The organism is Streptomyces spinoverrucosus (assembly GCF_006539505.1).
Taxonomy (GTDB): Bacteria; Actinomycetota; Actinomycetes; order Streptomycetales; family Streptomycetaceae; genus Streptomyces; species Streptomyces spinoverrucosus.
Genome location: NZ_BJND01000017.1, coordinates 221,384 through 245,903 on the forward strand (window position 1 = coordinate 221,384; position 24,520 = coordinate 245,903).

Sequence of the window (24,520 nt, forward strand, 5' to 3'; positions counted from 1 at the left end):
CGCGGTCCCTTGTGAAGGGGCCGCGGCCGCTGCGTGGGGTGGGCCGGTGCGGCAGCCCCTTATCGTGGAAGCAGTCCGTCCCTTCCCGGTCCAAGAAAGGCCGTCGTCTTCATGGTGCAGATCAAGAGTCCCGAGCAGATCGCCAAGATGCGTGAGGCCGGGTTGGTCGTCGCCGCCATTCACGCGGCCACGCGTGCGGCCGCGGTGCCCGGGGCCAGCACGAAGGATCTGGACGAGGTCGCGCGCAAGGTGCTCGCGGAGCACGGGGCGAAGTCGAACTTCCTGGGGTACGGCGGTTTCCCCGCGACGATCTGCACCTCGGCGAACGAGGTCGTCGTCCACGGCATCCCGTCCGACGACGTCGTGCTCAAGGACGGCGACATCATCTCCATCGACGCCGGCGCGATCGTCGACGGGTGGCACGGTGACGCCGCCTACACGGCGTTCGTGGGGTCCGGCCACGCTCCGGAGCTGGTCGAGCTGTCCCGGGTGACCGAGGAGTCGATGTGGGCCGGTATCGCGGCCATGAAGCAGGGCAACCGGCTCGTCGACATCTCCCGGGCCATCGAGACGTACATCCGCCGCCAGCCGAAGCCCGGCGGCGGGCGGTACGGGATCATCGAGGACTACGGCGGTCATGGCATCGGCAGCGAGATGCACATGGACCCGCACCTGCTGAACTACGTCGACCGGCGCCGTGGCAAGGGCCCGAAGCTGGTCCCCGGCTTCTGCCTAGCCATCGAGCCGATGGTCTCCCTGGGCACCCCGAAGACGGAGGTCCTGGAGGACGACTGGACGGTCATCACGACGGACGGCACGTGGTCCTCGCACTGGGAGCACTCGGTCGCCCTGACCGACCAGGGCCCACTGGTCCTGACGGCCCCGGACGGGGGCAGGGCGAAGCTGGCGGAGTACGGGGTCACGGCCGCACCGGATCCCCTAGCCTGACGACGGCCCGGACCACGACCGCCGGTCGGAGACCGGCGCAGCCGCTCGAAGTCTGTGAGGCGCCCCAGGCGCCGAGCCCGCGAGGGCGGCGTCGGGGATGGGTCGACTGGACGGTCATCACGACGGACGGCACGTGGTCCTCGCACTGGGAGCACTCGGTCGCCCTGACCGAGCAGGGCCCACTGGTCCTGACGGCCCCGGACGGGGGCAGGGCGAAGCTGGCGGAGTACGGGGTCACGGCCGCACCGGATCCCCTAGCCTGACGACGGCCCGGACCACGACCGCCGGTCGGAGGCTGGCGTCGGAGGTGGGCGCTGCTCGCATGATGATCTTCGGTGTGGGGCAGACTGGCTCGATTCGTGTTTCCGGGTGCGCTGACGTAGACTGACTCGTCGGCTCTTGTGTACCCGCATGTCTGCATGCGCTCACAGTGAGTCGATCAAGGTAGTCGATTCCGAAGGGCAAAGCGTGGCCAAGAAGCAAGGTGCCATCGAGATCGAGGGCACTGTCGTCGAGTCTCTGCCGAACGCCATGTTCAAGGTCGAGCTCCAGAACGGCCACCAGGTCCTGGCACACATCAGCGGCAAGATGCGTATGCACTACATCCGCATCCTCCCTGACGACCGGGTCGTGGTGGAGCTGTCTCCGTACGACCTGACGCGTGGCCGGATCGTCTACCGGTACAAGTAGATCTTGCCCGCGCCCCGGGCTTCCCCGAGGCGATGGCACTGACCCGGAGAACCTCACCCCATGAAGGTCAAGCCGAGCGTCAAGAAGATCTGCGACAAGTGCAGGGTGATCCGCCGTCACGGCCGGGTCATGGTCATCTGCGAGAACCCGCGCCACAAGCAGCGCCAGGGCTGACCGCACGACCTACCCCTCTGCACCGCTTTCGCAGAGATTCGCGCGACGCGAGCTGAATATGTTCATACGCAGGGCCCGAGCCGCGCGACGGCTTGACACCCCCGGTCGGAGGCCGGGGACCCAGTTCGTACCTGATACGGCGGCTGGGAACCGGTCCTGTGGAAGACCTCCGAAGATCACCAGGAGCCATTGAATGGCACGCGTTTCCGGTGTCGACATCCCGCGCGAAAAGCGCGTGGAGGTCGCCCTCACCTACGTGTTCGGCATCGGCCGGACCCTTTCGCAGCAGACGCTGGCCGCCACCGGCGTCGACCCGAACACCCGCGTTCGCGACCTCTCCGAGGAGCAGCTCGTCGCGATCCGCGAGTACGTCGACAACAACATCAAGACCGAGGGTGACCTCCGTCGCGAGATCCAGGCCGACATCCGCCGCAAGGTCGAGATCGGCTGCTACCAGGGTCTGCGGCACCGCCGTGGCCTGCCCGTCCGCGGTCAGCGCACCAGCACCAACGCCCGCACCCGCAAGGGCCCGCGTCGCGCCATCGCCGGCAAGAAGAAGCCGGGCAAGAAGTAGTCCGCAGCGGACCACCGTCCACGGTCTTCGCTGTAGGACCGACCACCTCCCGTAGGAGTTAAGAGATGCCCCCCAAGGGACGTCAGGGCGCTGCCAAGAAGGTGCGCCGCAAGGAAAAGAAGAACGTCGCTCACGGCCACGCGCACATCAAGAGCACGTTCAACAACACGATCGTTTCCATCACGGACCCGTCCGGCAACGTGATCTCCTGGGCCTCCGCCGGCCACGTCGGCTTCAAGGGCTCCCGGAAGTCCACGCCGTTCGCCGCGCAGATGGCCGCCGAGTCGGCCGCCCGCCGCGCCCAGGAGCACGGCATGCGCAAGGTCGACGTGTTCGTGAAGGGTCCGGGTTCGGGTCGTGAGACCGCGATCCGTTCGCTCCAGGCGACCGGTCTCGAGGTCGGCTCCATCCAGGACGTCACCCCGACCCCGCACAACGGCTGCCGTCCGCCGAAGCGTCGTCGCGTCTGACCTCGCTTCGCAGGGCTTTTCGGGCGGTACGGCTCTTCGGGGCCGTATCGCCCGTACCCTTGCAGTACCCGTCCCTTTTGCCGGGGACGGTCCCGTCGGGCGTCAAATAGCGGGCGTCCACGACAGAAGGATCTGATCCACACATGCTGATCGCTCAGCGTCCCTCGTTGACCGAAGAGGTCGTCGACGAGTTCCGCTCCCGGTTCGTGATCGAGCCGCTGGAGCCGGGCTTCGGCTACACCCTCGGCAACTCCCTCCGCCGTACGCTCCTGTCGTCGATCCCCGGCGCTGCTGTCACCAGCATCCGCATCGACGGTGTCCTGCACGAGTTCACCACCGTGCCGGGCGTCAAGGAGGACGTCACCGACCTGATCCTCAACATCAAGCAGCTGGTCGTGAGCAGTGAGCACGACGAGCCCGTGGTGATGTACCTGCGCAAGCAGGGTCCGGGTCTGGTCACCGCCGCCGACATCGCGCCGCCGGCCGGTGTCGAGGTGCACAACCCCGACCTCGTCCTCGCCACGCTCAACGGCAAGGGCAAGCTGGAGATGGAGCTGACGGTCGAGCGCGGCCGCGGTTACGTCTCCGCCGTGCAGAACAAGCAGGTGGGCCAGGAGATCGGTCGTATCCCGGTCGACTCCATCTACTCGCCGGTTCTGAAGGTCACGTACAAGGTCGAGGCCACGCGTGTCGAGCAGCGCACCGACTTCGACAAGCTGATCGTCGACGTCGAGACCAAGCAGGCGATGCGTCCGCGTGACGCCATGGCCTCCGCCGGTAAGACGCTGGTCGAGCTGTTCGGTCTCGCCCGCGAGCTGAACATCGACGCCGAGGGCATCGACATGGGTCCGTCCCCGACGGACGCCGCGCTCGCCGCAGACCTGGCGCTGCCGATCGAGGAGCTGGAGCTCACCGTTCGGTCGTACAACTGCCTCAAGCGTGAGGGCATCCACTCCGTGGGTGAGCTCGTCGCCCGCTCCGAGGCCGACCTCCTGGACATCCGTAACTTCGGTGCGAAGTCCATCGACGAGGTCAAGGCGAAGCTGGCCGGCATGGGCCTGGCCCTGAAGGACAGCCCGCCCGGATTCGACCCGACCGCTGCCGCCGACGCCTTCGGTGCGGACGACGACGCGGACGCGGGTTTCGTGGAGACCGAGCAGTACTGATCGGTCGTTGCCGGTGAGCATCCGCTCATCGGGTTCCTGACCCCGGTACCTGATACGGCCGGGGCAGACACACAGGAGAAGAACAATGCCGAAGCCCACCAAGGGTGCCCGTCTGGGCGGCAGTGCCGCGCACGAGAAGCTGATGCTCGCGAACCTCGCGAAGTCGCTGTTCGAGCACGGCCGTATCACCACCACCGAGGCGAAGGCCCGCCGCCTGCGCCCGTACGCCGAGCGTCTGATCACCAAGGCGAAGAAGGGTGACCTTCACAACCGCCGTCAGGTGCTCCAGGTCATCACGGACAAGGGCGTCGTCCACACGCTCTTCACCGAGATCGGCCCGCGCTACGAGAACCGTCCGGGTGGCTACACCCGCATCACCAAGATCGGTAACCGCCGTGGCGACAACGCGCCCATGGCTGTCATCGAGCTGGTCGAGGCGCTGACGGTTGCGCAGCAGGCCACGGGTGAGGCCGAGGCCGCGACGAAGCGTGCGGTCAAGGAGGCCGAGGCTGCGGAGGCTACCGAGGCTGCTGAGGACAAGGTCGATGTGACCAAGGCCGAGGATGCCGCCGAGGAGTCGAAGGACGCGTAAGCGTTCTGCCGGGGGCTGTTTCGTTGGCGGGTGCGGCTTTCGTCGTGGCTTGTCGCGCCCACGCGGCGGAGCCGCATATCGATGCAGTCCCGCGCCCCTTGAGGGCGTTGCGGGCCCGTTCCTTTTCGAGGAGCGGGCCCGCTCTTGTGTTGTTGAGAGGATCTGTACGTGAGTGATGTAGCAGCGCCCGGGTTCGTTCGTGTTCGGCTCGACCTGTCCTATGACGGCAGCGCGTTCCATGGGTGGGCCAAGCAGGCCGGTGGGAAGCGGACCGTGCAGGGGGAGATCGAGGACGCCCTGGCGACCGTGACGCGGTCGCGGCACACGACGTACGAGCTGACCGTGGCCGGGCGGACCGACGCCGGCGTGCATGCGCGGGGCCAGGTGGCGCACGTCGATCTGCCCCGGGAGGTGTGGGCGGAGCAGAACGGGAAGCTGCTCAAGCGGCTCGCCGGGCGGCTGCCGAAGGATGTGCGGGTGTGGGCCCTGCGGGAGGCCCCGGCCGGTTTCAACGCCCGCTTCTCGGCGATCTGGCGCCGTTACGCCTACCGCGTCACCGACAACCCGGGCGGCGTGGACCCGCTGCTGCGGGGCCACGTCCTCTGGCACGACTGGCCGCTCGACGTCGACGCGATGAACGAGGCGGCCCGGCGGCTGCTGGGGGAGCACGACTTCGCCGCCTACTGCAAGAAGCGGGAGGGGGCCACGACCATCCGGACGTTGCAGGAGCTGAGCCTCGTCCGGGGGGACGACGGGATCATCACCGCCACCGTCCGCGCCGACGCCTTCTGCCACAACATGGTGCGCTCGCTGATCGGCGCGCTGCTGTTCGTGGGGGATGGGCACCGCCCGCCGGACTGGCCGGGGAAGGTGCTCGCCGCCGGCGTACGGGACTCCGCGGTGCACGTCGTACGGCCGCACGGGCTGACGCTGGAGGAGGTCGGCTACCCGGCGGACGACCAGCTGGCCGCGCGCAACAAGGAGGCGCGCAACAAGCGGACGCTGCCGGGTGCGGCGGGGTGCTGCTGACCGGCGTCCTACTCGTTCGCCGCCGCCGACGCCTGTGCCTCGCCGCGCCTGCGGATCTGGCGGAAGGTGAACTCGGCCAGGTCGTCGCCGGTGGAGAAGACCGCCGTGTCCTTGGGGGTCACGTCGTTGCCGTTGGTGAAGCCGGCGATGGTGAAGTAGGCGTAGCGGCCGTAGGAGTTGGTCGTGGAGCGGCAGACGGCGGCGTTGCAGAAGGCCTTGATGCCGCCTCCGGACAGGGACTCCACGATGCTCTTGCTGTCGGCCTGCTCCTTGGCCTTGGCGGCCTGCGCCTCGGTGTCGAAGACGGCCACGCCGACCGTCACCGCGATGCCGTCCTTGGTGTAGGTGACGCGCAGCATGCGGGTGCAGTCGTTGGCGTTGAGGACCTTGGGGAGGGTGCCCGCGGCGGCCGTGGCGCAGCTCTTGGTGTCGGCCGTCGGGCCCTTCTTGTAGACCGTCTCGCCCATGGTCAGCTGGGTGCCGGGGAAGAGGCCGGTCACGCTGAGCGGGGCGGTGTCCTTGGTCTTGCTGGCGACGAAGTCCTTCGGGTCCAGCGGCGGCGGGGCGCTGGTCGGCGCGAAGGACGGGGCCGGGGCGCTGGACTCGCTCGGGATGTCGGCGGTCGCGGGCAGCTGGGAGGTCGGGTTGTTCGACGCCCGGCTGTTGCCGTCCGCGGAGACGACGGCCACCGCGACGGCGGTGCCGACCGCGACGGTCGCGAGCGCACCGCCGCCGATGAACAGCAGTCGGCGCCGCTTGTTGCGCGCCTCGGAGGCCTCGGCGAGCGCGGCCCAGTCCGGCGTCTGGTCGCTGCTGCCGCTGTTCCAGGGCTGCTGCGAATGCGGTTTCCAGGGATCCCACTGGGACTGGGGTCCCCCCTGCCCATAGCTCATGGGGCGCAGTTTAGACGGGCCGAGGGGTGTGCTGGTCCGTCTCAACCAGCCCTGGAACCCCTAGCGTTCGCTCCATGAGCACGGGCAAATACGGCATCTGTGGGTGGTTGGTACGAAGGGTCGCGGGCGGCCTGTGGGGGGTGCTCGTCGAGATCGCGGTGGGTGTGGTGCTCTCCGGGACACGGATGGCGGGTCCGTCGTACGACCTTCTGTTGCTGGTCGTGCCGCGTTGCTGCTCGGCGCGGGCGCGCCGGCGGGCGCGGCGGGCGCTCACGTTCTGTGTGGCGGCCGTGACCGTGCGGGGTGAGCGGGCGGGGCTTTGAGTGTGGCCCCGAACACGTTCGAAAGTGGGCCGTAAAATGGGGCGTGGAGCGGGTTCTCCGACCGTCGTCCACCCGTTTTGACCGGGTGGACACGCCCCGGGTATCCTGCTTCTTCGTTGTGTATTGGCTTGCTCATTCTCACGGGACGGGCCCTTACACCGGTCCACCGGGCCGATGACCAGCGACCAGCACGCGGTTTGCGTCACCGCTGTGCGGTCAGGGCTGTCGTGATCGTTTCGGTGACCTTGTCTAGGACCATTCACTCGAAGCGAAGGCTACGAACCGTGCGTACGTACAGCCCCAAGCCCGGCGATGTGACGCGCCAGTGGCACGTCATTGACGCTCAGGACGTCGTCCTGGGCCGACTCGCCACCACCGCCGCCACCCTCCTCCGGGGCAAGCACAAGCCGATCTACGCGCCGCACGTCGACGCTGGTGACTTCGTCATCATCATCAACGCCGACAAGGTGCACCTCTCCGGCAACAAGCGGACCCAGAAGATGGCGTACCGCCACTCCGGCTACCCGGGTGGTCTGCGCTCCGTCCGTTACGACGAGCTGCTCGACAAGAACCCCGAGAAGGCCATCGAGAAGGCCGTCAAGGGCATGCTCCCCAAGAACACCCTGGGCCGTCAGATGCTCTCCAAGCTGAAGGTCTACCGCGGCGAGAACCACCCCCACGCTGCCCAGCAGCCGGTTCCGTTCGAGATCACCCAGGTCGCGCAGTAAGTCCGGCCACCCCCTAAGACTGAAGAGAATCTGAGGAGAATCGTGGCCGAGACCACTGCCGAGCAGCCGCTCGAAGAGCTTGACATCGACAGCTACACCACCGAGTCCGAGGTCCCCGTCGAGGGCGAGTACACCTCGGAGTCCATGGCCTCCCGCTTCGGCGAGCCCCAGCCGGCCGCCGGCCTGGGCCGCCGCAAGAACGCCATCGCCCGCGTCCGGATCGTTCCGGGCTCCGGCAAGTGGAAGATCAACGGCCGCACCCTTGAGGACTACTTCCCCAACAAGGTGCACCAGCAGGAGGTCAACGAGCCCTTCAAGGTGCTCGAGCTGGAAGGCCGTTACGACGTCATCGCCCGCATCGCCGGTGGCGGTGTCTCCGGTCAGGCCGGTGCGCTCCGTCTCGGTGTCGCCCGTGCGCTGAACGAGGCCGACGTCGACAACAACCGCGGTCCGCTGAAGAAGGCGGGCTTCCTGCGCCGCGACGACCGTGCGGTCGAGCGCAAGAAGGCCGGTCTGAAGAAGGCCCGCAAGGCTCCGCAGTACAGCAAGCGCTAAGCGCGGGCCGTACTCCGAACGCCCCGACGGCACGCCACTGTGCCGCCGGGGCGTTCGTTTATCAACAGACACAGGCGTATAACGGCACAAGACGCTCAAAGTTTTGTGTGATCGGATGGTCAGGCATCGTATGCCTGAGACTCGGGAGCCGCATGCGCGGGCCGCACCCGCAGGGCTACCCGAACTGACGTTTCCTCAGGAGGACAAGTGGGACGACTCTTCGGCACGGACGGCGTGCGCGGTGTCGCCAACGCGGATCTGACGGCCGAGATGGCGCTCGGTCTGTCCGTCGCGGCGGCCCACGTACTGGCCGAGGCGGGCACCTTCGCGGGCCACCGGCCGACGGCGGTGGTCGGGCGGGACCCGCGTGCGTCCGGGGAGTTCCTGGAGGCCGCGGTGGTCGCCGGCCTCGCCAGCGCGGGCGTGGACGTCCTGCGGGTCGGTGTGCTGCCGACGCCTGCGGTGGCGTATCTCACCGGCGCGCTGGGGGCCGACCTCGGCGTCATGCTCTCCGCCAGCCACAACGCCATGCCGGACAACGGCATCAAGTTCTTCGCGCGCGGTGGGCACAAGCTGCCGGACGACATCGAGAACCGGATCGAGTCCGTCTACGAGGAGCACCGGCGCGGTGAGCCCTGGGAGCGGCCGACCGGGGCCGGTGTCGGACGGGTGCGGGAGTACGAGGAGGGCTTCGACCAGTACGTCGCGCATCTGCTGGGCGTTCTGCCGAACCGGCTCGACGGGCTGAAGATCGTCCTCGACGAGGCGCACGGCGCCGCGTCGCGGGTGTCACCGGAGGCGTTCGCGCGGGCCGGGGCCGAGGTCGTCACGATCGGCGCCGAGCCGGACGGGCTGAACATCAACGACGGGTGCGGGTCGACGCACCTGCAGCAGCTGAAGGCCGCGGTGGTCGAGCACGGGGCCGACTTCGGTATCGCGCACGACGGTGACGCGGACCGGTGCCTCGCCGTGGACCACACCGGTGAGGAGGTGGACGGCGACCAGATCCTGGCCGTGCTCGCGCTGGCGATGCGGGAGCGTTCCGCACTGCGCTCCGGCACCGTTGTCGCGACCGTGATGTCGAATCTGGGCTTCAAGCTGGCCATGGAGCGCGAGGGGATCCAGCTGGTCCAGACGGCGGTCGGGGACCGGTACGTCCTTGAGGAGATGAAGGAGCACGGCTACGCGCTCGGCGGTGAGCAGTCCGGGCACGTGATCATCCTCGACCACGCGACGACCGGGGACGGCACGCTCACGGGGCTGATGCTGGCGGCGAGGGTCGCGGAGAGCGGGCGGTCCCTGCGGGAGCTGGCCGGTGTGATGGAGCGGTTGCCGCAGGTGCTGATCAATGTGCCGGATGTGGACAAGTCCCGGGTCGGGAGTTCGGCCGAGCTTGCTGTTGCCGTTGCTGAGGCGGAGCGGGAGCTTGGGGCTACCGGGCGGGTGTTGCTGCGGCCTTCGGGGACTGAGCCGTTGGTGCGCGTGATGGTTGAGGCTGCGGATATTGATCAGGCTCGGTCTGTGGCGGGGCGGTTGGCGGATGCTGTGAAGTCGGCGTTGGGCTGATTTCCGGGTTCGGGGGTGGGGGTTCTGTTGGCGGCGGGCTGCGGGTTGTGTGTGGCTTGTCGCGCCCACGCGGCGGAGCCGCATATCAGCAGAGCCCCGCGCCCCTAAGCGGCGTTGCTCTGGCGGCGTCGTTGGGTTGACCACAGCCACTTCTGCGCCAGCAGGGTGAGGGTGCCGGCGAGGATGATGCCGAGCAGGTTGAGCAGGAGTTGTTCGGTGGAGCCGACCGTCTGGTTGGTGTCGCCGTAGCTGAGGGCGACCGCCGCGTTGGCGGCGGCCGGGACCGTGGTCACCGAGATGGCCACGCCCACCAGGGCACCCGACTTGGCGGAGGTCAGGGAGAGGGTGCCCGCCGCTCCCGCCAGGACCGCTACGACGAAGGAGAACGCGTCGGGGGCGTAGACGAAGCCGGTCTGCGGGCGGTCGGCCTCCAGTTGTGCCTCGGTGAACAGGCCCAGCGAGTCCATGAAGAGGCTGAAGAGCACCGTCACCGCCATCGCCACCGCGAAGCCCACGAGCAGCGCGATCAGTGAGCGCAGCGCCAGGCGGGGGCGGCGCTGCACCACCGAGGTGGAGATGCCCGCCAGCGGGCCGAACTCCGGGCCGACCGCCATCGCGCCCACGATCAGGATCGCGTTGTCGAGGACGACACCGCAGGCCGCGATCATCGTGGCCAGGGTGATGAACGCGAGGTACGTGATCGACAGGGTCGATTCCTCGTGCGTCGCGTCGGTCAGGTGTTCCCACAGCACCGCGTCCGCGGCCTCGCCCGGAGCCTCCTTCTCGGCCTTCTCGGCACGCTTGGACAGCGACAGGTCGATGTTCTCGACGGCGATCGAGCCGCTCACGTCGAGGCCCAACTCCTGCAGCGCGCTGATGAGTTCGTCACCGGCCTCGCGCGCGACGTCGCACATCACGACGTCCCCCGAGGGATTGCGGGCGGCGCCCGGCATGACGACGAGGTGCGTGGTGCCGACCGTCTTCTCGATCAGTCGCACCACGGCGTCCGTCCGGTCGGCCGGGGTGATCAGGCGCAGATGCAGCATGACGCCTTTTTAACAGCCCCGGGTTACAGCTTGCGCAGGCTCAGGCGCTGGACCTTGTGGTCCGGGCCCTTGCGGAGGATGAGGGTGGCGCGGCCGCGGGTGGGGGCGACGTTCTCCATGAGGTTGGGGCGGTTGATCGTACGCCAGGTGGTGCGGGCGTAGTCGAGGGCCTCCTCCTCGGAGACCTGGGTGTACTTGCGGAAGTACGAGGACGGGTTCTGGAAGGCGGTTTCGCGCAGTTTCCGGAAGCGGTTCAGATACCAGCGCTCGATGTCCTCGGGGCGGGCGTCGACGTACACACTGAAGTCGAAGTAGTCGGCGAGGCCGACCCGGGTGCGGCCGTCCTTGCCGGGGAGGGCGGGCTGGAGGACGTTGAGGCCCTCGACGATCAGGATGTCGGGGCGGCGTACGACGAGCCGCTCGCCGGGGACGATGTCGTAGATGAGGTGGGAGTAGACGGGGGCGGTGACCTCGTCCTTGCCCGCCTTGATGTCGGCGACGAAGCGGGTGAGGGCGCGGCGGTCGTACGACTCGGGGAAACCTTTCCGCGACATCAGGCCGCGGGCTTCCAGTTCCTTGGTGGGCAGCAGGAAGCCGTCGGTGGTGACCAGCTCGACGCGCGGGTGCTCGGGCCAGCGGGAGAGCAGGGCCTGCAGAAGGCGGGCGACGGTGGACTTGCCGACCGCGACCGAGCCGGCGACGCCTATGACGAAGGGGGTGCCGGACTGGGAGCCCTGTTCGCCGAGGAAGGTGTTGAGCGCGCCTCTGAGGCCGTCGGTGGCGGCGACGTAGAGATTGAGCAGCCGGGAGAGCGGGAGGTAGATGTCCCGCACCTCGTCGAGGTCGATGACATCGCCGAGGCCGCGCAGCTTCTCGACTTCCTCCGCAGTCAACGACAGCGGGGTCTTGTCGCGCAGCGCACTCCACTCGGCGCGGGTGAGGTCGACGTAGGGAGTCGCCTCCGGCCGGGGCCGGTGGGCGCTCCGCATCGGGGAGACCGGAGAGATCACAGTCCATTGTTACGGGAGTCTGAACGGGCGGTGGGGTGGGATGCGTCACGCGGGTGTGCCGGTCAGCGGCAGCGGAACTCCCCACCGATACGTTCGTACCCTCGTGGGAATTTCCGATTTCGGGCACGCGGAAGCCTTTTCGGGCGGCCGGCGGACCGTAGGCTGCCGCTCATGTGCGGAATCGTGGGATACGTGGGGTCGCAGTCGGCGCTCGAGGTCGTGACGGCCGGGCTGAAGCGGCTGGAGTACCGGGGGTACGACTCGGCGGGCGTCGCCGTGCTCGCGGACGGCGGGCTGGCGGCGGCCAAGCGGGCCGGGAAGCTGGTCAACCTGGAGAAGGAGCTGGCGGAGCGGCCGTTGCCGACCGGTTCGACGGGGATCGGGCACACGCGGTGGGCCACGCACGGCGGTCCCACGGATGCGAACGCGCATCCGCATCTGGACAACGCCGGGCGGGTCGCCGTCGTCCACAACGGGATCATCGAGAACTTCGCGTGTCTGCGCGCCGAGCTGGCGGAGCGGGGCCACGACCTGGCGTCCGAGACCGACACCGAGGTCGTCGCTCATCTGCTCGCCGAGGAGTTCTCCTCGTGCGCGGACCTCGCGGAGGCGATGCGGCTGGTGTGCCGGCGGCTGGAGGGCGCGTTCACGCTGGTCGCGGTGCATGCGGACGAGCCGGATGTGGTCGTGGGCGCGCGGCGGAACTCGCCACTGGTGGTGGGCGTTGGAGAAGGCGAGGCCTTTCTCGCCTCGGACGTGGCCGCGTTCATTGCCCACACGCGGTCGGCGATCGAGCTGGGTCAGGACCAGGTGGTGGAGCTGCGCCGGGACGGCGTGACGGTGACCGGCTTCGACGGCCGGCCGGCGGACGTGCGTTCGTACCACATCGACTGGGACGCGTCGGCTGCGGAAAAGGGGGGTTATGACTACTTCATGCTCAAGGAGATCGCCGAGCAGCCCAAGGCGGTCGCCGATACGTTGCTGGGGCGCATCGACGCGTCCGGCTCGCTGACGCTGGACGAGGTGCGGATCCCTCCGGGGGTGCTGCGGGAGGTCGACAAGGTCGTCATCGTTGCGTGCGGTACGGCCTTCCACGCGGGGTTGATCGCGAAGTACGCCATCGAGCACTGGACGCGCATCCCGTGCGAGGTGGAGCTGGCGAGCGAGTTCCGGTACCGGGATCCGATCCTGGACCCGCAGACGCTCGTCATCGCCATCTCCCAGTCCGGCGAGACCATGGACACCCTGATGGCGCTACGGCACGCCCGCGAGCAGGGCTCCAAGGTGCTGGCGATCTGCAACACCAACGGCTCGACGATCCCGCGCGAGTCGGACGCGGTGCTGTACACGCACGCCGGGCCGGAGGTCGCGGTGGCGTCCACGAAGGCGTTCCTGACGCAACTCGTGGCCTGCTATCTCGTCGCGCTGTATCTGGGTCAGGTGCGGGGCACCAAGTGGGGGGACGAGATCCGGGACGTGATCCGGGATCTGTCGCACATCTCCGGTGCGGTGGAGCGGGTCCTGGAGACCATGGAGCCGGTACGGGAGCTGGCCCGCACGCTCGCCGACAAGAAGACGGTGCTCTTCCTGGGGCGGCACGTCGGGTATCCGGTCGCCCTCGAAGGCGCGCTGAAGCTCAAGGAGTTGGCGTACATGCACGCCGAGGGCTTCGCGGCGGGTGAGCTCAAGCACGGGCCGATCGCGCTGATCGAGGAGGACCTGCCGGTGGTCGTTGTCGTGCCCTCGCCGCGGGGGCGGTCCGTGATCCACGACAAGATCGTGTCCAACATCCAGGAGATCCGGGCGAGGGGTGCGCGGACGATTGTGATCGCGGAGGAGGGGGACGAGGCGGTGGTGCCGTACGCGGACCATCTCGTACGGATCCCGGCGACGCCGACGCTGCTGCAGCCGCTGGTGGCGACGGTGCCGTTGCAGGTGTTCGCGTGCGAGTTGGCTACGGCGCGGGGGAATGAGGTGGATCAGCCTCGGAATTTGGCGAAGTCCGTGACGGTGGAGTGAGAGGGCGGCGGCGTACGGGCGGTGGCAATGGCAGCGTTTTACCGGTAAATGACCTGTGGTCATTATCACTTCACTAATGGACTTCTTGTGGACTCCATGTGAAGTTGCTTAGAACTACCTCCACTCTTGGTTCATGCGGTGGGGGGTTCCGTGCGTCCGGCACGTTCATTTGTCGTTGCTGTCGCCTTCGTGCTGGCCGTGCTGACTGGTACCGAGCAGGCTGCCCTGCCGCTCGGCCGGCCGGGCACGGGCTCCACGGCGGACGCACCCGAGCAGCGATGGGGTTCCGCCGCCGGGCGTAGCAACAGCGCGTCCGGGGAGGTCACGGACGCGGCCGCGAAGGGCGGCAACACCGAACCGCTGCCCGGGCGGGGAGAGTTGCCCGCCGACCGGGAGCCCGGTGTCACCCGGTTGCCCAGCACCTCCCGGCTGCCCGAGCCCGGTCCGGTCCGTCGGACCGACGCGCCGGAGACCTCCACGCCTCAGGGCTTCGACTCCAAGCGCAGCCAGGAGGTGAAGAGCGAGCGGAGCGAGCGGCAGCGGACGTACCGGAACCCGGACGGCACGTACACGACGCGGTTCTACACCGAGCCGGTCAACTTCCGCGCCGAGGACGGGGGCTGGCAGGCCATCGACAGCACGCTCGTGCCTCGGGAGAACTCGGGTCCCAGCACCATGAGCGCGGAGGGGGAGGGCTGGGAGACCAGCTCCACCGAAGCTCCGATCGAGTTCGCCGGGGCCGCCGACGCCGACCCGGTGGTCCGGATGGAGGTCGGGGAGGGCCTCGCGGTCGCGTACGGCGTCGACGGCGCCAGCTCCGCCGCCGGGCGGGCCGACGGCAGCACGGTGACGTACGAGGATGTGCGGACCGACTCCGACGTGGAGTTCATCGCGGGCAGCGAGTCGGTCAAGGAGACCTTGGTCCTCAAGGGCGCGGACGCCCCCACCGAGTGGCGCTTCCCGCTGCTGCTGGAGGGGCTCACGGCACGTATCGACGAGCACGGCGGCGTGGTGTTCAGCGACGCCGAGGGAGTGGTCCGTGCGTGGACACCCGCCGGGTGGATGCAGGACTCGAACTTCGCCCCGGACTCCAACGAGGGGGCGATCTCTTCCGGGGTCACCTACAGCCTGGCGGAGGAGGGAGGCCGTCAGGTTCTGGTCGTGAAGCTCGACAAGGCCTGGCTCACCGCGCCTGAGCGGGTCTTCCCGGTCCGTGTCGACCCGTCCGTGAAATCGGTCGACGCCACGTCGGGCACGTACGTCGAGTACCCGTACAACACGAACTTCGCTTCCGACACGGTGCTCAAGGTCGGCACGTACGACGGCGGCAGCCACAAGGCGTCGGCGTTCCTGCGCTTCGCCGGCCTGGAGACCACGCTCAAGAACGCGTGGGTGATCGGCGCCAACCTCTCCCTGTACAACTCCTGGTCGTACTCATGCACCGCCCGCCCGGTGACGGTGCACCCCATCACGTCGAACTGGTCGGAGACCACCACGTCGAAGTGGCCGGGACCGTCGACCGGTGCGTCGCTGGCATCGAAGCCCTTCGCGCACGGCTGGCGGCCATCGGGCTCCAGCAGTTGGTCGTGCGGCCCGGCCTGGGAGAGCATCAAACTCGGCTCGGCGGGCCGGGATTTGGTCGACGACTGGACGCATGGCCGGAAGAAAAACTACGGACTGGCGGTCAAGGCCTCGACCAGTGACTCCAAGGGCTGGAAGCACTTTGGTTCGGACGACTATCCGAACGGCAAGCCCAGCCTGGACGTCACCTGGACCAAGTACGGAGCCACCTACAAGCTCGGTGACTTCACCGCCCCGGTGACGGCCACAAGTGAAGGCGTGCAGAAGGTCACCGTAACCAACCAGGGGCAAGAGACCTGGCCTGCGGGCGGTAACTACAACCTGCGCTACAACCTGTTCGACTCCTCCGGCAAGGAGATCACCGAAAGCGCGAAGATCCGCTGGACGGAGATGCCGGAGGCGGTCTCGCCGGGCGAGAGTGTGACGCTGAACGCGCGGATCGCGCCACTCCCGCCCGCCACGTACACGGTGCAGTGGACCATGAACGACCTCGGTGTCAGCCGCTTCACGGCCGCAGGTGTACCGGGCCCGGCCGTGAAGATCGCCTCGGTGAACATACCGCCCCAGTTGACGGCGGAGTCGCCGGCCAGTGGCGTCACTGTCGACACGCTCACGCCGACGCTGTGGGCCAAGGGCACGGACGCCGATCGCTACCCGAAGTCGGCGCTGCAGTACACCTTTGAGATCTGCGAGGTCGAGGGCAACAACCTGCGCAAGAACTGCAAGTCGGGCACACGCGGCAGCGCGCAGCAGTGGGCGGTGCCGTCCGGCTGGCTTTCCTGGGGCAAGTCGTACGCCTGGTACGCGTACGCCTATGACGGCTCCGCCACCTCAACCCGCCCGGGTCCCGCTCTGCTGACCACGCAGGTGCCCCAGCCGACGGTCACCGGCCACCTGGGCGGTGCAGACGGCGGCAAGGAGATCGGCACCCGGGCTGGCAACTATGTAACTGCCGCGACGGACGCAGCGATCGCCACGGTCGGCCCCGAGCTGTCGGTCACTCGGACCTACAACTCCCTCGACCCGCGGCGTGACGGCGTATTCGGTGGTGGCTGGTCGACGCGCTGGGACATGCAGGTGCGTGAGGAGCCCGACACATCGACGGTCTTGGTGACGCTCGCGGATGGATCACAGGTGCGGTTCGGGCGTAACACCGACGGGACGTACACGGGGCCGACGGGTGGTTCTCTCACGCTCATCGAAGAGGCGGGGGAGGGCTGGACTCTCCGGGAGCGCTCCGGCACGACGTACCAGTTCATGCCCAGCGGTGTTCTCGCCCGGATCAGGGACGTGGCCGGTCGGACCCAGTCCGTCACGCACGAGTCAGAAGACGGCGGTCCGGTCAAGAAGGTCACCGACGACCTGTCGGGCCGCTCACTGACCTTCGGCTGGGCCGACGGACGCGTCGAGACGGTGACCACGAGTGCAGTCGACACGTCCGCGCCCGGGCTGACCTGGTCGTACTTCTACACCGAGGGTCGACTGACCAAGGTGTGCCCGCCGTCGTCGACGACCAAGTGCACGGTCTACGAGTACGCAGACGGCTCGGTCTACCGCAGCGGCATCCTGGATGCGGCGCCCACTTCGTACTGGCGTCTTGGTGAGCGAGAGGGCTCCGCGGCGGCCAGCGAGTCGGTCTCGACCACCGGCCTGAATGCGGCCGTCTACCGGGACGTGCAGCTTGGCACGGACTCCGCCGTCGCGGGGACTACGGACACATCGGTCAGCTTCGACGGCACGGACTCTGTGATCGAACTGCCCACCGACACGCTGAAAGGTGCTGCCTTCCCGGCCGTCGAGTTGTGGTTCAAGACGAGTACGCCGTCCGGTGTCCTCGTAGCCTTCCAGGATGCCGAGTTGGGTGAGAAGCCGACTTCATGGCGGACCACGCTGAACATTGATGGCGAGGGCAGGTTGCGCGGCCAGTTCTATCTGTCCGGTGTTTCCGGGGCGACGCCGATCGTGTCGCCGCAGGCCGTGACGGACGGCAAATGGCACCACGCGGTCCTGTCGGCGGGTGCCACCACCCAAACTCTTTATCTCGACGGTGCGAAGGTCGGTTCGCTGAGCGGTGCCCTCGCCGAGCAGGCCCGCGAATACGCTTATCTCGGCGCGGGCTACAGCAGCCCCGGTTGGATAGGCCTGCCTGCGGACATGTACCACTTCAAGGGCCAGATGGATGAAGTGGCCGTCTACAACCACCCGCTGGACGCCGCAACTGTCGCCGAGCACTACGCTTCGCGCACGGCGATCGGCCAGATGACGAAGGTGAACCTGCCCTCCGGCCGGGTGCATGCCACGGCCTCCTACGACCCGGTCAGCGGTCGCCTCACCGAGCACAACGACAACAACGGCGGCACCTGGAAGGTGTCGGCCCCCTCCTACTCGACCGCGTCCTCGTCCTACGCGGAAACGATCCAGCGCAGCGGCCCGACCGGATATTGGCGCCTGGGTGAGCGTGGCGGCGCTGAGGCCGTGAGCCCTCTTGGCGAACCGCTGACCGGCAGCTACCTGGACACCGTACGGCTGGGCAGCGCGGGCATCTTCGCCGACGGCGACGACACGGCGGCGAGCTTCACAGGCGAAGGCGCGGTGGAAGTGCCCGTCGAGTCACTCGGCACCGGTACGTCCATGTCGGTGGAACTGTGGTTCAAGACGTCCGGGTCCGGCGTGCTGGTCACCAACCACGATGCCGAGTTCGGTGAGGTTGCGCACGGACGTCCCATGCTGCTGATCGACTCGGACGGCAAACTACGGGGCAGATTCTCGAACGCGGCGGCGAGCATCTTCTCCCATGAGACCGTCACGGACAACAAGTGGCACCACGTGCTCCTCACCGGCAATGAGGGCATACAGGCGCTCTTCATCGACGGCCAGTACCAGGGCAGCTCGAACACCGGCGTCGAAGCGAGCCGCCACTCGCACGTATTCGTCGGCGGAGGCTTTTCCTCGCCCGGCTGGGACGGACAGGCCGACGGCTATCGCAACTTCACCGGTCAGATCGACGAGGTGGCGTTCTACGACAAGCCGTTGGCGACCTTCTGGAAGGTCACGAACGCCACCGGTGAAGAGAGGTGGGTGTACCTGCGCTTCCCGGTCGGCGCGGCGGACCGTCACGTCCAGGCCCGTACCGCCTTGGTCCGAGGCACGGGTGACCAGTACCAGGGCGTGGCCGTCGCGGACGCACCCGCTGCCTACTGGCGGCTCGGCGAGGAAGACGGCACGGTCCTGCGCAGCGAGGTCGGCGGTACCGGCATGAACGCGACGTTCCACCCGAACAACACAGTCGTGATCAATTCCGCGCTGTACAAGCCCGGCGTGTTCGGGCTCGGTGACGACCGGGCCCTAGGGGTCGCCGACGGCGGTCACGTCCAGGTGCCCGGCTCGATCCTCGCCGGTGCCACCGATCTGTCCGCCGAGATGTGGTTCCGTACCACCACACCGTCCGCCGTACTCCTGGGCTTCCAGGACAAACCCATCGGACAGACCCCGACCTCGTGGCGGCCGGTACTGAACATCGACGGTTCCGGCAAACTGCGCGGTGAGTTCTTCCGCTCCGGCTCCACTGCGACCCCCATCGTCTCCGCCCAGACGGTCACCGACGGTGCCTGGCACCACGTCGTGCTCTCCGGCTCCGGCACCACCCAGACTCTCTACCTGGACGGCGTCAAGGTCGGCTCCCTGGTCGGCGCCATCGCCGACCAGGCCCGCCCGTACGCCTACATAGGCGGCGGCTACACCAGTGCCGGCTGGAACGGACTGTCCTCCGGTACCTACTACTTCAACGGCCAGGTCGACGAGGTCGCCCTGTACCGCGGCGCGCTGACTGCCGACCAGGTCTCCGCCCACTACCGGGCGCAGGCCGAGGCGCCCGGCTCGGGCCTGACCGCCACCGTGACGGTCACGGACCCCGCCGGGCGCACCAGCACCGCCGGCTACGACGCGCTGCGCGGCCAACGGGTGGTGTCGAGGAAGGACGCGACCGGCGCGGTCACCTCGTACGCCTACGACACCGACGGCAACCTGCACACGGTCACCGACCCGAATGGGCATGCCACGGTCACCGGTCATGACGCGCGCGGGAACGTGGTGTCGACCACGACCTGCCGGGACGCCGACTCGTGCTGGACGAGCTTCTCCTCGTACCACCTCAACGCGAGCGATCCGCTGGACCCGCGCAACGACAAGCCGCTGACCTATCGCGACCAGCGGTCGAGGGACCACAAGGACGACCGCTACCGCACCGAGTACACGTACAACTCCCTGGGCCTGCCCACGAGTACGGTCCGGGCCGACGGCAGCACCGCCTCGACCACGTACACGGCAGGCACCGAGGCCGCGGTGGGCGGCGGCACTGTCCCGGCGGGGCTCGTGCTGACCCAGACCACGCCGGGCGGCGCGAAGACGGCGTATCGCTACTTCGCGAACGGTGACCTGGCCGAGGTCGCCTCCCCGTCCGGGCTCGTCACCGCGTACACGTACGACGGATTGGGCCGGAAGACTTCCGAAAAGCAGGTCTCCGACTCGTTCCCCAACGGCGTGACCACCACGTACGGCTACGACAAGGCCTCGCAGGTGGTGACCGAGACCGGCGACGGCGTGCGGAACGAGATCACCGGCACCACCCACACCGCGAAGATCACGCGCGGCTACGACGAGGACGGCAACCTGCTGTCCGAGACGACCGAGGACACCACCGGCGGCGACGCGGCCCGCAGCACGACGTACCACTACAACGCGTACGGCCTGAAGGACAGCGTCACGGACGCCAAGCAGAACACCACCGGCTTCGAGTACGACGCCTTCGGCCGGGTCAGTGGCATGACCGACCCGGCAGGTACGCACCTCACCTACACGTACACCCCGCGTGGCCAGCACGCCGAAACGATTCTGAACGACTGGACCGGCGATCCTTCGGGCACCGTGCGGGACCTGACGCTCGTGTCCAACGCGTACGACCCGGCCGGGCGCGTGGCGTCCAGCACGGACGCGATGGGCGCGACGACGGCGTACACGTACTTCGACGACGGGCTGCCCGCCACGACCACGGCCAGGCAGGTCACCCAGTCCGACGGCAGCCGGCGCGACATCGTGCTGGAGGCCAACACCTACGACCCGGCCGGCAACCTGACCAAGCAGGTCACCGGCGGCGGCAAGACCACCGAGACGTTCACGGTGGACGCCCTCGGGCGCACCGAGACCAGCGTCCTCGACCCCGGTGGCCTGAACCGCACCAACACCTACGCCTACGACGGCGACGACCGGGTGAAGGAGCAGACCCAGTCGATCACCGGGGACAGGAAGCTGACCACGACGTCGGACTACGACGCGGCGGGCAACGTCACGAAGGAGACGGTCACCGACGGCACCAGCACGCACACGACCACGCACACCTACGACGACCGCGGCCTGCCGCTGACGACTGTCAGCCCGCGCGGCAACCTCACCGGCGCCGACGCGTCCGCGTACACCACCACCTACCGGTACGACGCCCTGGGCCGCCTGGTGCAGGACACCGCCCCCGCCGTGCAGGCCGAGGAGAACGGCGCTGCGGCGACGACGGTGCGGCCCACCACGCTGACCGGCTACAACACCTTCGGCGAGGCGACCGAGAGCAAGGACGAGCGCGGCAAGGTGACGCGTACCGAGGTCGACCGCCTCGGGCGTACGACCGCGGTGACCCTGCCGGACTACAGCCCGCCGGGCGTCGCGGCCGCCCTCACGGCAACGACCCGCGCCACCTACAACGCGCTCGGCCTGCCGCAGACGGTCACCGACCCGCTGGGCCGTGTCACCCGCTACGGCTACGACCAGTTCGGCCAACTGACCAGCAGGACGGACCCGGTGGCCGACGCCGCAGCGGCATTCGCGGCGACGGAGAGCAGTGACCCGGACCTGCTCGCCTCAGCGGGTGCGGACGGTGGCGGCGTCACCCGCTACACCTGGACCCCGACCGGCCTGCAGCTGTCGGTGACCGATCCGACGGGCGCGCGCAGCGAGGCCACATACGACCAACTCGGCCGACAGCTCACCGCGACCACGGTCGAGCGGTACCCGAGCCTTCTGAACCTGACCAGCCGCTACACCTGGGACGACGCAGGCAACCAGACCGTATCCGTCAGCCCCTCGGGCCGCACCACCTCCGCCACCCACACCCCGGCAGGCGAGGTCCTGTCGGTGACCGACGCGGCCGGCACCACCCGGTTCGCCTACGACGGCCTCGGCCGTCAAACGGAGACCACCGACGCGACGAACCGCCGGACCACGACGACGTACGACGCCCTCGACAACGTCACCGCCAACACGGACTACGGCACCGGTACGAGCGCCCTGCGCACGTCCGAAGCCGAGTTCGACGCCGAGGGCAACCGCACCGCCGTGATCTCCCCGCAGACCAAGGCGCGCACGACATACGCGTACGACGCGCTCGGCCGGATGACCCAGCAGGTCGAGCCGGTCACCGGCAGCCAGTCGATCACGACGACGTTCGGCTACGACGCTGCCGGCAACCGCACCCGGCTGACGGACGGGCGCGGCAACACCACCGTCCACACCTTCAACGCCTGGGGCCTGCCCGAGTCCACGATCGAACCGTCCACGAGCGCCCACCCGGCCGCCGCCGACCGCACCTGGACCACCGCCTACGACCAGGCCGGACAGCCCGTCACCGAGCTGCTCCCCGGCGGGGTCAAGCGCGAGCGCACCTACGACGGCCTGGGCCGCCTCGTCCACGAGACCGGCACCGGCGCGGAGGCGGCCACCAGCGACCGCATCCTGGGGTACGACCTGACCGGCCGCCTCACCGCCGTCGCCACGGCGGACGGCCTCACCCGGAACACCTACACCTACAACGACCGCGGCCAGCTGCTGACCGCCCAGGGACCGGGCGGCACCTCCAGCTACACCTACGACGCCGACGGCAACATGACGGAACGCAGGACCGGCCAAGTCTCGACGAGCTACGGCTACGACAGCGCCGGACGCATCGACTGGGCCTGGGACTCCATCACCGGAAAGGACATCTGGTACGACTTCGACGCCGCCGGCCGGCCGCGACTGGAGCAGTACGCCACGAAGGCCGCCGACGGCACGTCATACACCGTCACCGCCAAGCGCACCTATACGCATGACGCGCTCGGCCGCCTCGACGGCGACACCGTCACCAGCCCCGACGGCACGACGACCGTCGCCTCCCTCACCTACGGCTACGACCTGGACGACAACCTGACGTCCAAGCAGACGACCGGCACGGCGGGCGCCGGGAACAACTCCTACGGCTACGACCACGCGGGCCGCCTGACCTCCTGGACCAAGGACGGCACGACCACGTCCTACGAGTGGGACGCGGCGGGCAACCGCACCAAGGCCGGGGCGACGACGGCGACGTTCGATGCCCGGAACCGTCAACTGACCGACGGCGAGAAGCAGTTCACGTACACCGCACGTGGCACTCTGGCGTCGGTCACGGGTGGCGGCGGCAGCGCGCGCACGCTGACCTTCGACGCCTTCGAACGCAAGATCAGCGACGGGGGCACGGCGTACACGTACGACTCCCTGGACCGGGTCCAGACCCGTGGCTCCACGACCTTCACCTACGACGGCGGCTCCAACAACCTCGCGGGCGACGGCACCAGCACGTACAACCGCACGCCGGGGGGCACGCTGCTCGCCCTGTCCACGGGCACGACCAGGCAATTGGCCGTCACGGACCAGCACACCGACCTCGTCGCCGGCCTCAACGCCGACGCCACCCAGGTCACCGGCTCCACGGCCTACGACCCGTTCGGCACGGAAACCGCCACCAACGGCACCACCCCCGCCGTCGGCTACCAGTCCGGCTATACCGACCCCGCCACCGGCGACGTCAACATGGCGGCCCGCTGGTACCAGCCGGGCACGGGCTCCTTCGCCTCGCGGGACACCTGGCAGCTCGACCCGAGTCCGTCGGCCCAGGCCAACCGGTACGCCTACGCCAACGACGATCCGGTCAACGGGACGGATCCGACGGGGCATGTCTGTGCGTGCGGAGGCGGGAGCACGTACAGCTCTCGGCTGGTGGGCTCCGGGGTGGGGCGGGGCGGCAGGGGCTACGACATCGCTCCGAAGAGACACAACGGCCGCAGTCCGAGCAGCCGGACGCGCACCTCCACCAGCGGCGGCCGCACCACCTCCATCTACCGGGCTCAGGCCCGCAGGAACCAGATGGAGCTGAAGCGCATCGAGTCCCGCTACTCGGTCCGGCCGAGCACGAGGATTGGCGCGGGCCGAGGGGGTGGAGGTTACCGGGGCTGTACGTACGGATGCACCACGTACAGCCCGTACCGCGGCAGCGCAACCACCCGCAGCAGCAGCGGAACCACGCGCACCGGCACCACCCGCCCGCCCAAGCCGCCGACCCCGCAGAATCCGAACCGCGGCAAGAACCCGACGCCGGCGCCCACGAGACCTGCCCCCAAGCCGCGCGTCGACGTCGCGCGCATTCAGCAGCGGTCGCTGGACCGGGCCGTCGTGGTGGGCCAGAGGCTCTTCAAAGACATGGCTCTGGGAACGGCGGCGCCATTCGAGCCGGGTGATCTTAATGCGCTCGATCCGATCGTTGCGCAACCGGCTGCTCCAGCAGGAGGCGGCGAGGTCGCCGTCGAAGGGCCTGACAGCAACCGCAGCAACAGGTGTGATACGGGGGCGGGCTTCAACTCCAAGGGCAACATGGTGTATCTGCCGCGCCGAGAGCATGCAGGTCAGTGTGTTGCGACAGGAGCGTTCGCCAGCCTGACCCTAGCGGATTACACTCCACCTCCCCGGCCAGCCCTGTCTTTCCCATTGCCGGGACTGCTTGACCTGCCAAAGAGAAACCGAGCACGCGGCCACCTCATTGGGTTTGCGATGGGCGGTTCCAACAAGGACACTCGGAACTTCGTACCTATGTATCAGAGTGCGAATAACCGCATGTACGCGGAAGCAGAGGAAGTTGTTGTCAAGTCAATCAAGGGTGGTGGTCGACAGTTCGTTCAAGTCACGCCGGTGTACGGTGATCCGAATTCTGTGATCCCGACCAAGGTCAGATTCATTTCATTCGGAGCGAAGGAAGTTCGGTGTGAATTCGATAACGTTGCTGCAGCCACATACAGTTGTTGGTGAACTTGAGATGGAGGAAGA

Annotated in this window: 17 protein-coding genes and 1 pseudogene; 15 read left to right on the plus strand and 3 right to left on the minus strand. The window is 68.4% G+C overall.

Annotated elements, in window-relative coordinates; genetic code table 11:
* The first annotated feature begins 111 nt into the window (after positions 1-111).
* The 9 genes and pseudogenes from map to truA all read left to right on the plus strand — a co-directional run bounded on the left by map (position 112) and on the right by truA (position 5,643).
* Positions 112-948 (plus strand): type I methionyl aminopeptidase, encoded by an 837-nt coding sequence (gene map / locus SSP24_RS12825; RefSeq protein WP_141309633.1) that lies wholly within the window; start codon positions 112-114, stop codon positions 946-948.
* 104 nt (positions 949-1,052) lie between these two features.
* Positions 1,053-1,211, plus strand: a pseudogene (locus SSP24_RS45565) (type I methionyl aminopeptidase); the annotation flags it as partial.
* A 205-nt stretch (positions 1,212-1,416) separates the two neighbouring features.
* Complete coding sequence (gene infA / locus SSP24_RS12835; RefSeq protein ID WP_003948620.1) at positions 1,417-1,638, plus strand: translation initiation factor IF-1; 222 nt, start codon at positions 1,417-1,419, stop codon at positions 1,636-1,638.
* Positions 1,639-1,698: 60 nt separating this feature from the next.
* A complete protein-coding gene (rpmJ, locus tag SSP24_RS12840; RefSeq protein ID WP_003998809.1) occupies positions 1,699-1,812 on the plus strand; it encodes a 50S ribosomal protein L36 in 114 nt (37 codons plus the stop codon).
* Between the two features lie 193 nt (positions 1,813-2,005).
* Positions 2,006-2,386 (plus strand): 30S ribosomal protein S13, encoded by a 381-nt coding sequence (gene rpsM, locus SSP24_RS12845; RefSeq protein ID WP_037858429.1) that lies wholly within the window; start codon positions 2,006-2,008, stop codon positions 2,384-2,386.
* 65 nt (positions 2,387-2,451) lie between these two features.
* The gene (rpsK, locus tag SSP24_RS12850; protein WP_003956432.1) at positions 2,452-2,856 is read left to right on the plus strand and encodes a 30S ribosomal protein S11; all 405 of its coding nucleotides are present in this window, start codon (positions 2,452-2,454) and stop codon (positions 2,854-2,856) included.
* 143 nt (positions 2,857-2,999) lie between these two features.
* On the plus strand, positions 3,000-4,022 hold the full coding sequence (locus tag SSP24_RS12855; RefSeq protein ID WP_003966937.1) for a DNA-directed RNA polymerase subunit alpha: 1,023 nt from the start codon (positions 3,000-3,002) through the stop codon (positions 4,020-4,022).
* Between the two features lie 85 nt (positions 4,023-4,107).
* Complete coding sequence (rplQ, locus tag SSP24_RS12860) at positions 4,108-4,614, plus strand: 50S ribosomal protein L17 (protein ID WP_141309634.1); 507 nt, start codon at positions 4,108-4,110, stop codon at positions 4,612-4,614.
* A gap of 168 nt (positions 4,615-4,782) precedes the next feature.
* Entirely contained in the window at positions 4,783-5,643 is an 861-nt protein-coding gene (truA, locus tag SSP24_RS12865; RefSeq protein ID WP_141309635.1) for a tRNA pseudouridine(38-40) synthase TruA, read from the plus strand.
* Positions 5,644-5,651: 8 nt separating this feature from the next.
* Here truA and SSP24_RS12870 read toward each other — a convergent pair whose 3' ends face one another.
* Positions 5,652-6,536: a hypothetical protein gene (locus SSP24_RS12870; protein ID WP_141309636.1), complete on the minus strand. Its 885-nt coding sequence runs from the start codon at positions 6,534-6,536 to the stop codon at positions 5,652-5,654.
* Between the two features lie 74 nt (positions 6,537-6,610).
* On the opposite strand from SSP24_RS12870, the gene SSP24_RS12875 reads away from it, so the two are divergent.
* The 4 genes from SSP24_RS12875 (at position 6,611) to glmM (ending at position 9,708) form a co-directional block, all read left to right on the plus strand.
* A complete protein-coding gene (locus SSP24_RS12875; RefSeq protein ID WP_141309637.1) occupies positions 6,611-6,859 on the plus strand; it encodes a hypothetical protein in 249 nt (82 codons plus the stop codon).
* A 284-nt stretch (positions 6,860-7,143) separates the two neighbouring features.
* A complete protein-coding gene (rplM, locus tag SSP24_RS12880; RefSeq protein WP_076087999.1) occupies positions 7,144-7,587 on the plus strand; it encodes a 50S ribosomal protein L13 in 444 nt (147 codons plus the stop codon).
* Positions 7,588-7,629: 42 nt separating this feature from the next.
* The gene (gene rpsI, locus SSP24_RS12885; protein WP_129799256.1) at positions 7,630-8,142 is read left to right on the plus strand and encodes a 30S ribosomal protein S9; all 513 of its coding nucleotides are present in this window, start codon (positions 7,630-7,632) and stop codon (positions 8,140-8,142) included.
* A gap of 207 nt (positions 8,143-8,349) precedes the next feature.
* The gene (glmM, locus tag SSP24_RS12890) at positions 8,350-9,708 is read left to right on the plus strand and encodes a phosphoglucosamine mutase (protein ID WP_141309638.1); all 1,359 of its coding nucleotides are present in this window, start codon (positions 8,350-8,352) and stop codon (positions 9,706-9,708) included.
* Positions 9,709-9,812: 104 nt separating this feature from the next.
* On the opposite strand, the gene SSP24_RS12895 is transcribed toward glmM, so the two are convergent.
* A complete protein-coding gene (locus SSP24_RS12895; RefSeq protein ID WP_141309639.1) occupies positions 9,813-10,754 on the minus strand; it encodes a DUF389 domain-containing protein in 942 nt (313 codons plus the stop codon).
* Positions 10,755-10,777: 23 nt separating this feature from the next.
* Positions 10,778-11,764 carry a type I pantothenate kinase gene (coaA, locus tag SSP24_RS12900; protein ID WP_141309640.1) on the minus strand — a complete coding sequence of 329 codons (987 nt, stop codon included), beginning with the start codon at positions 11,762-11,764 and terminating at the stop codon, positions 10,778-10,780.
* 171 nt (positions 11,765-11,935) lie between these two features.
* Here coaA and glmS point away from each other — a divergent pair, with 171 nt between their 5' ends.
* The gene (gene glmS / locus SSP24_RS12905; RefSeq protein WP_141309641.1) at positions 11,936-13,783 is read left to right on the plus strand and encodes a glutamine--fructose-6-phosphate transaminase (isomerizing); all 1,848 of its coding nucleotides are present in this window, start codon (positions 11,936-11,938) and stop codon (positions 13,781-13,783) included.
* A gap of 198 nt (positions 13,784-13,981) precedes the next feature.
* Positions 13,982-24,502: a LamG-like jellyroll fold domain-containing protein gene (locus tag SSP24_RS12910; protein WP_141309642.1), complete on the plus strand. Its 10,521-nt coding sequence runs from the start codon at positions 13,982-13,984 to the stop codon at positions 24,500-24,502.
* The last annotated feature ends 18 nt before the right edge of the window (positions 24,503-24,520 follow it).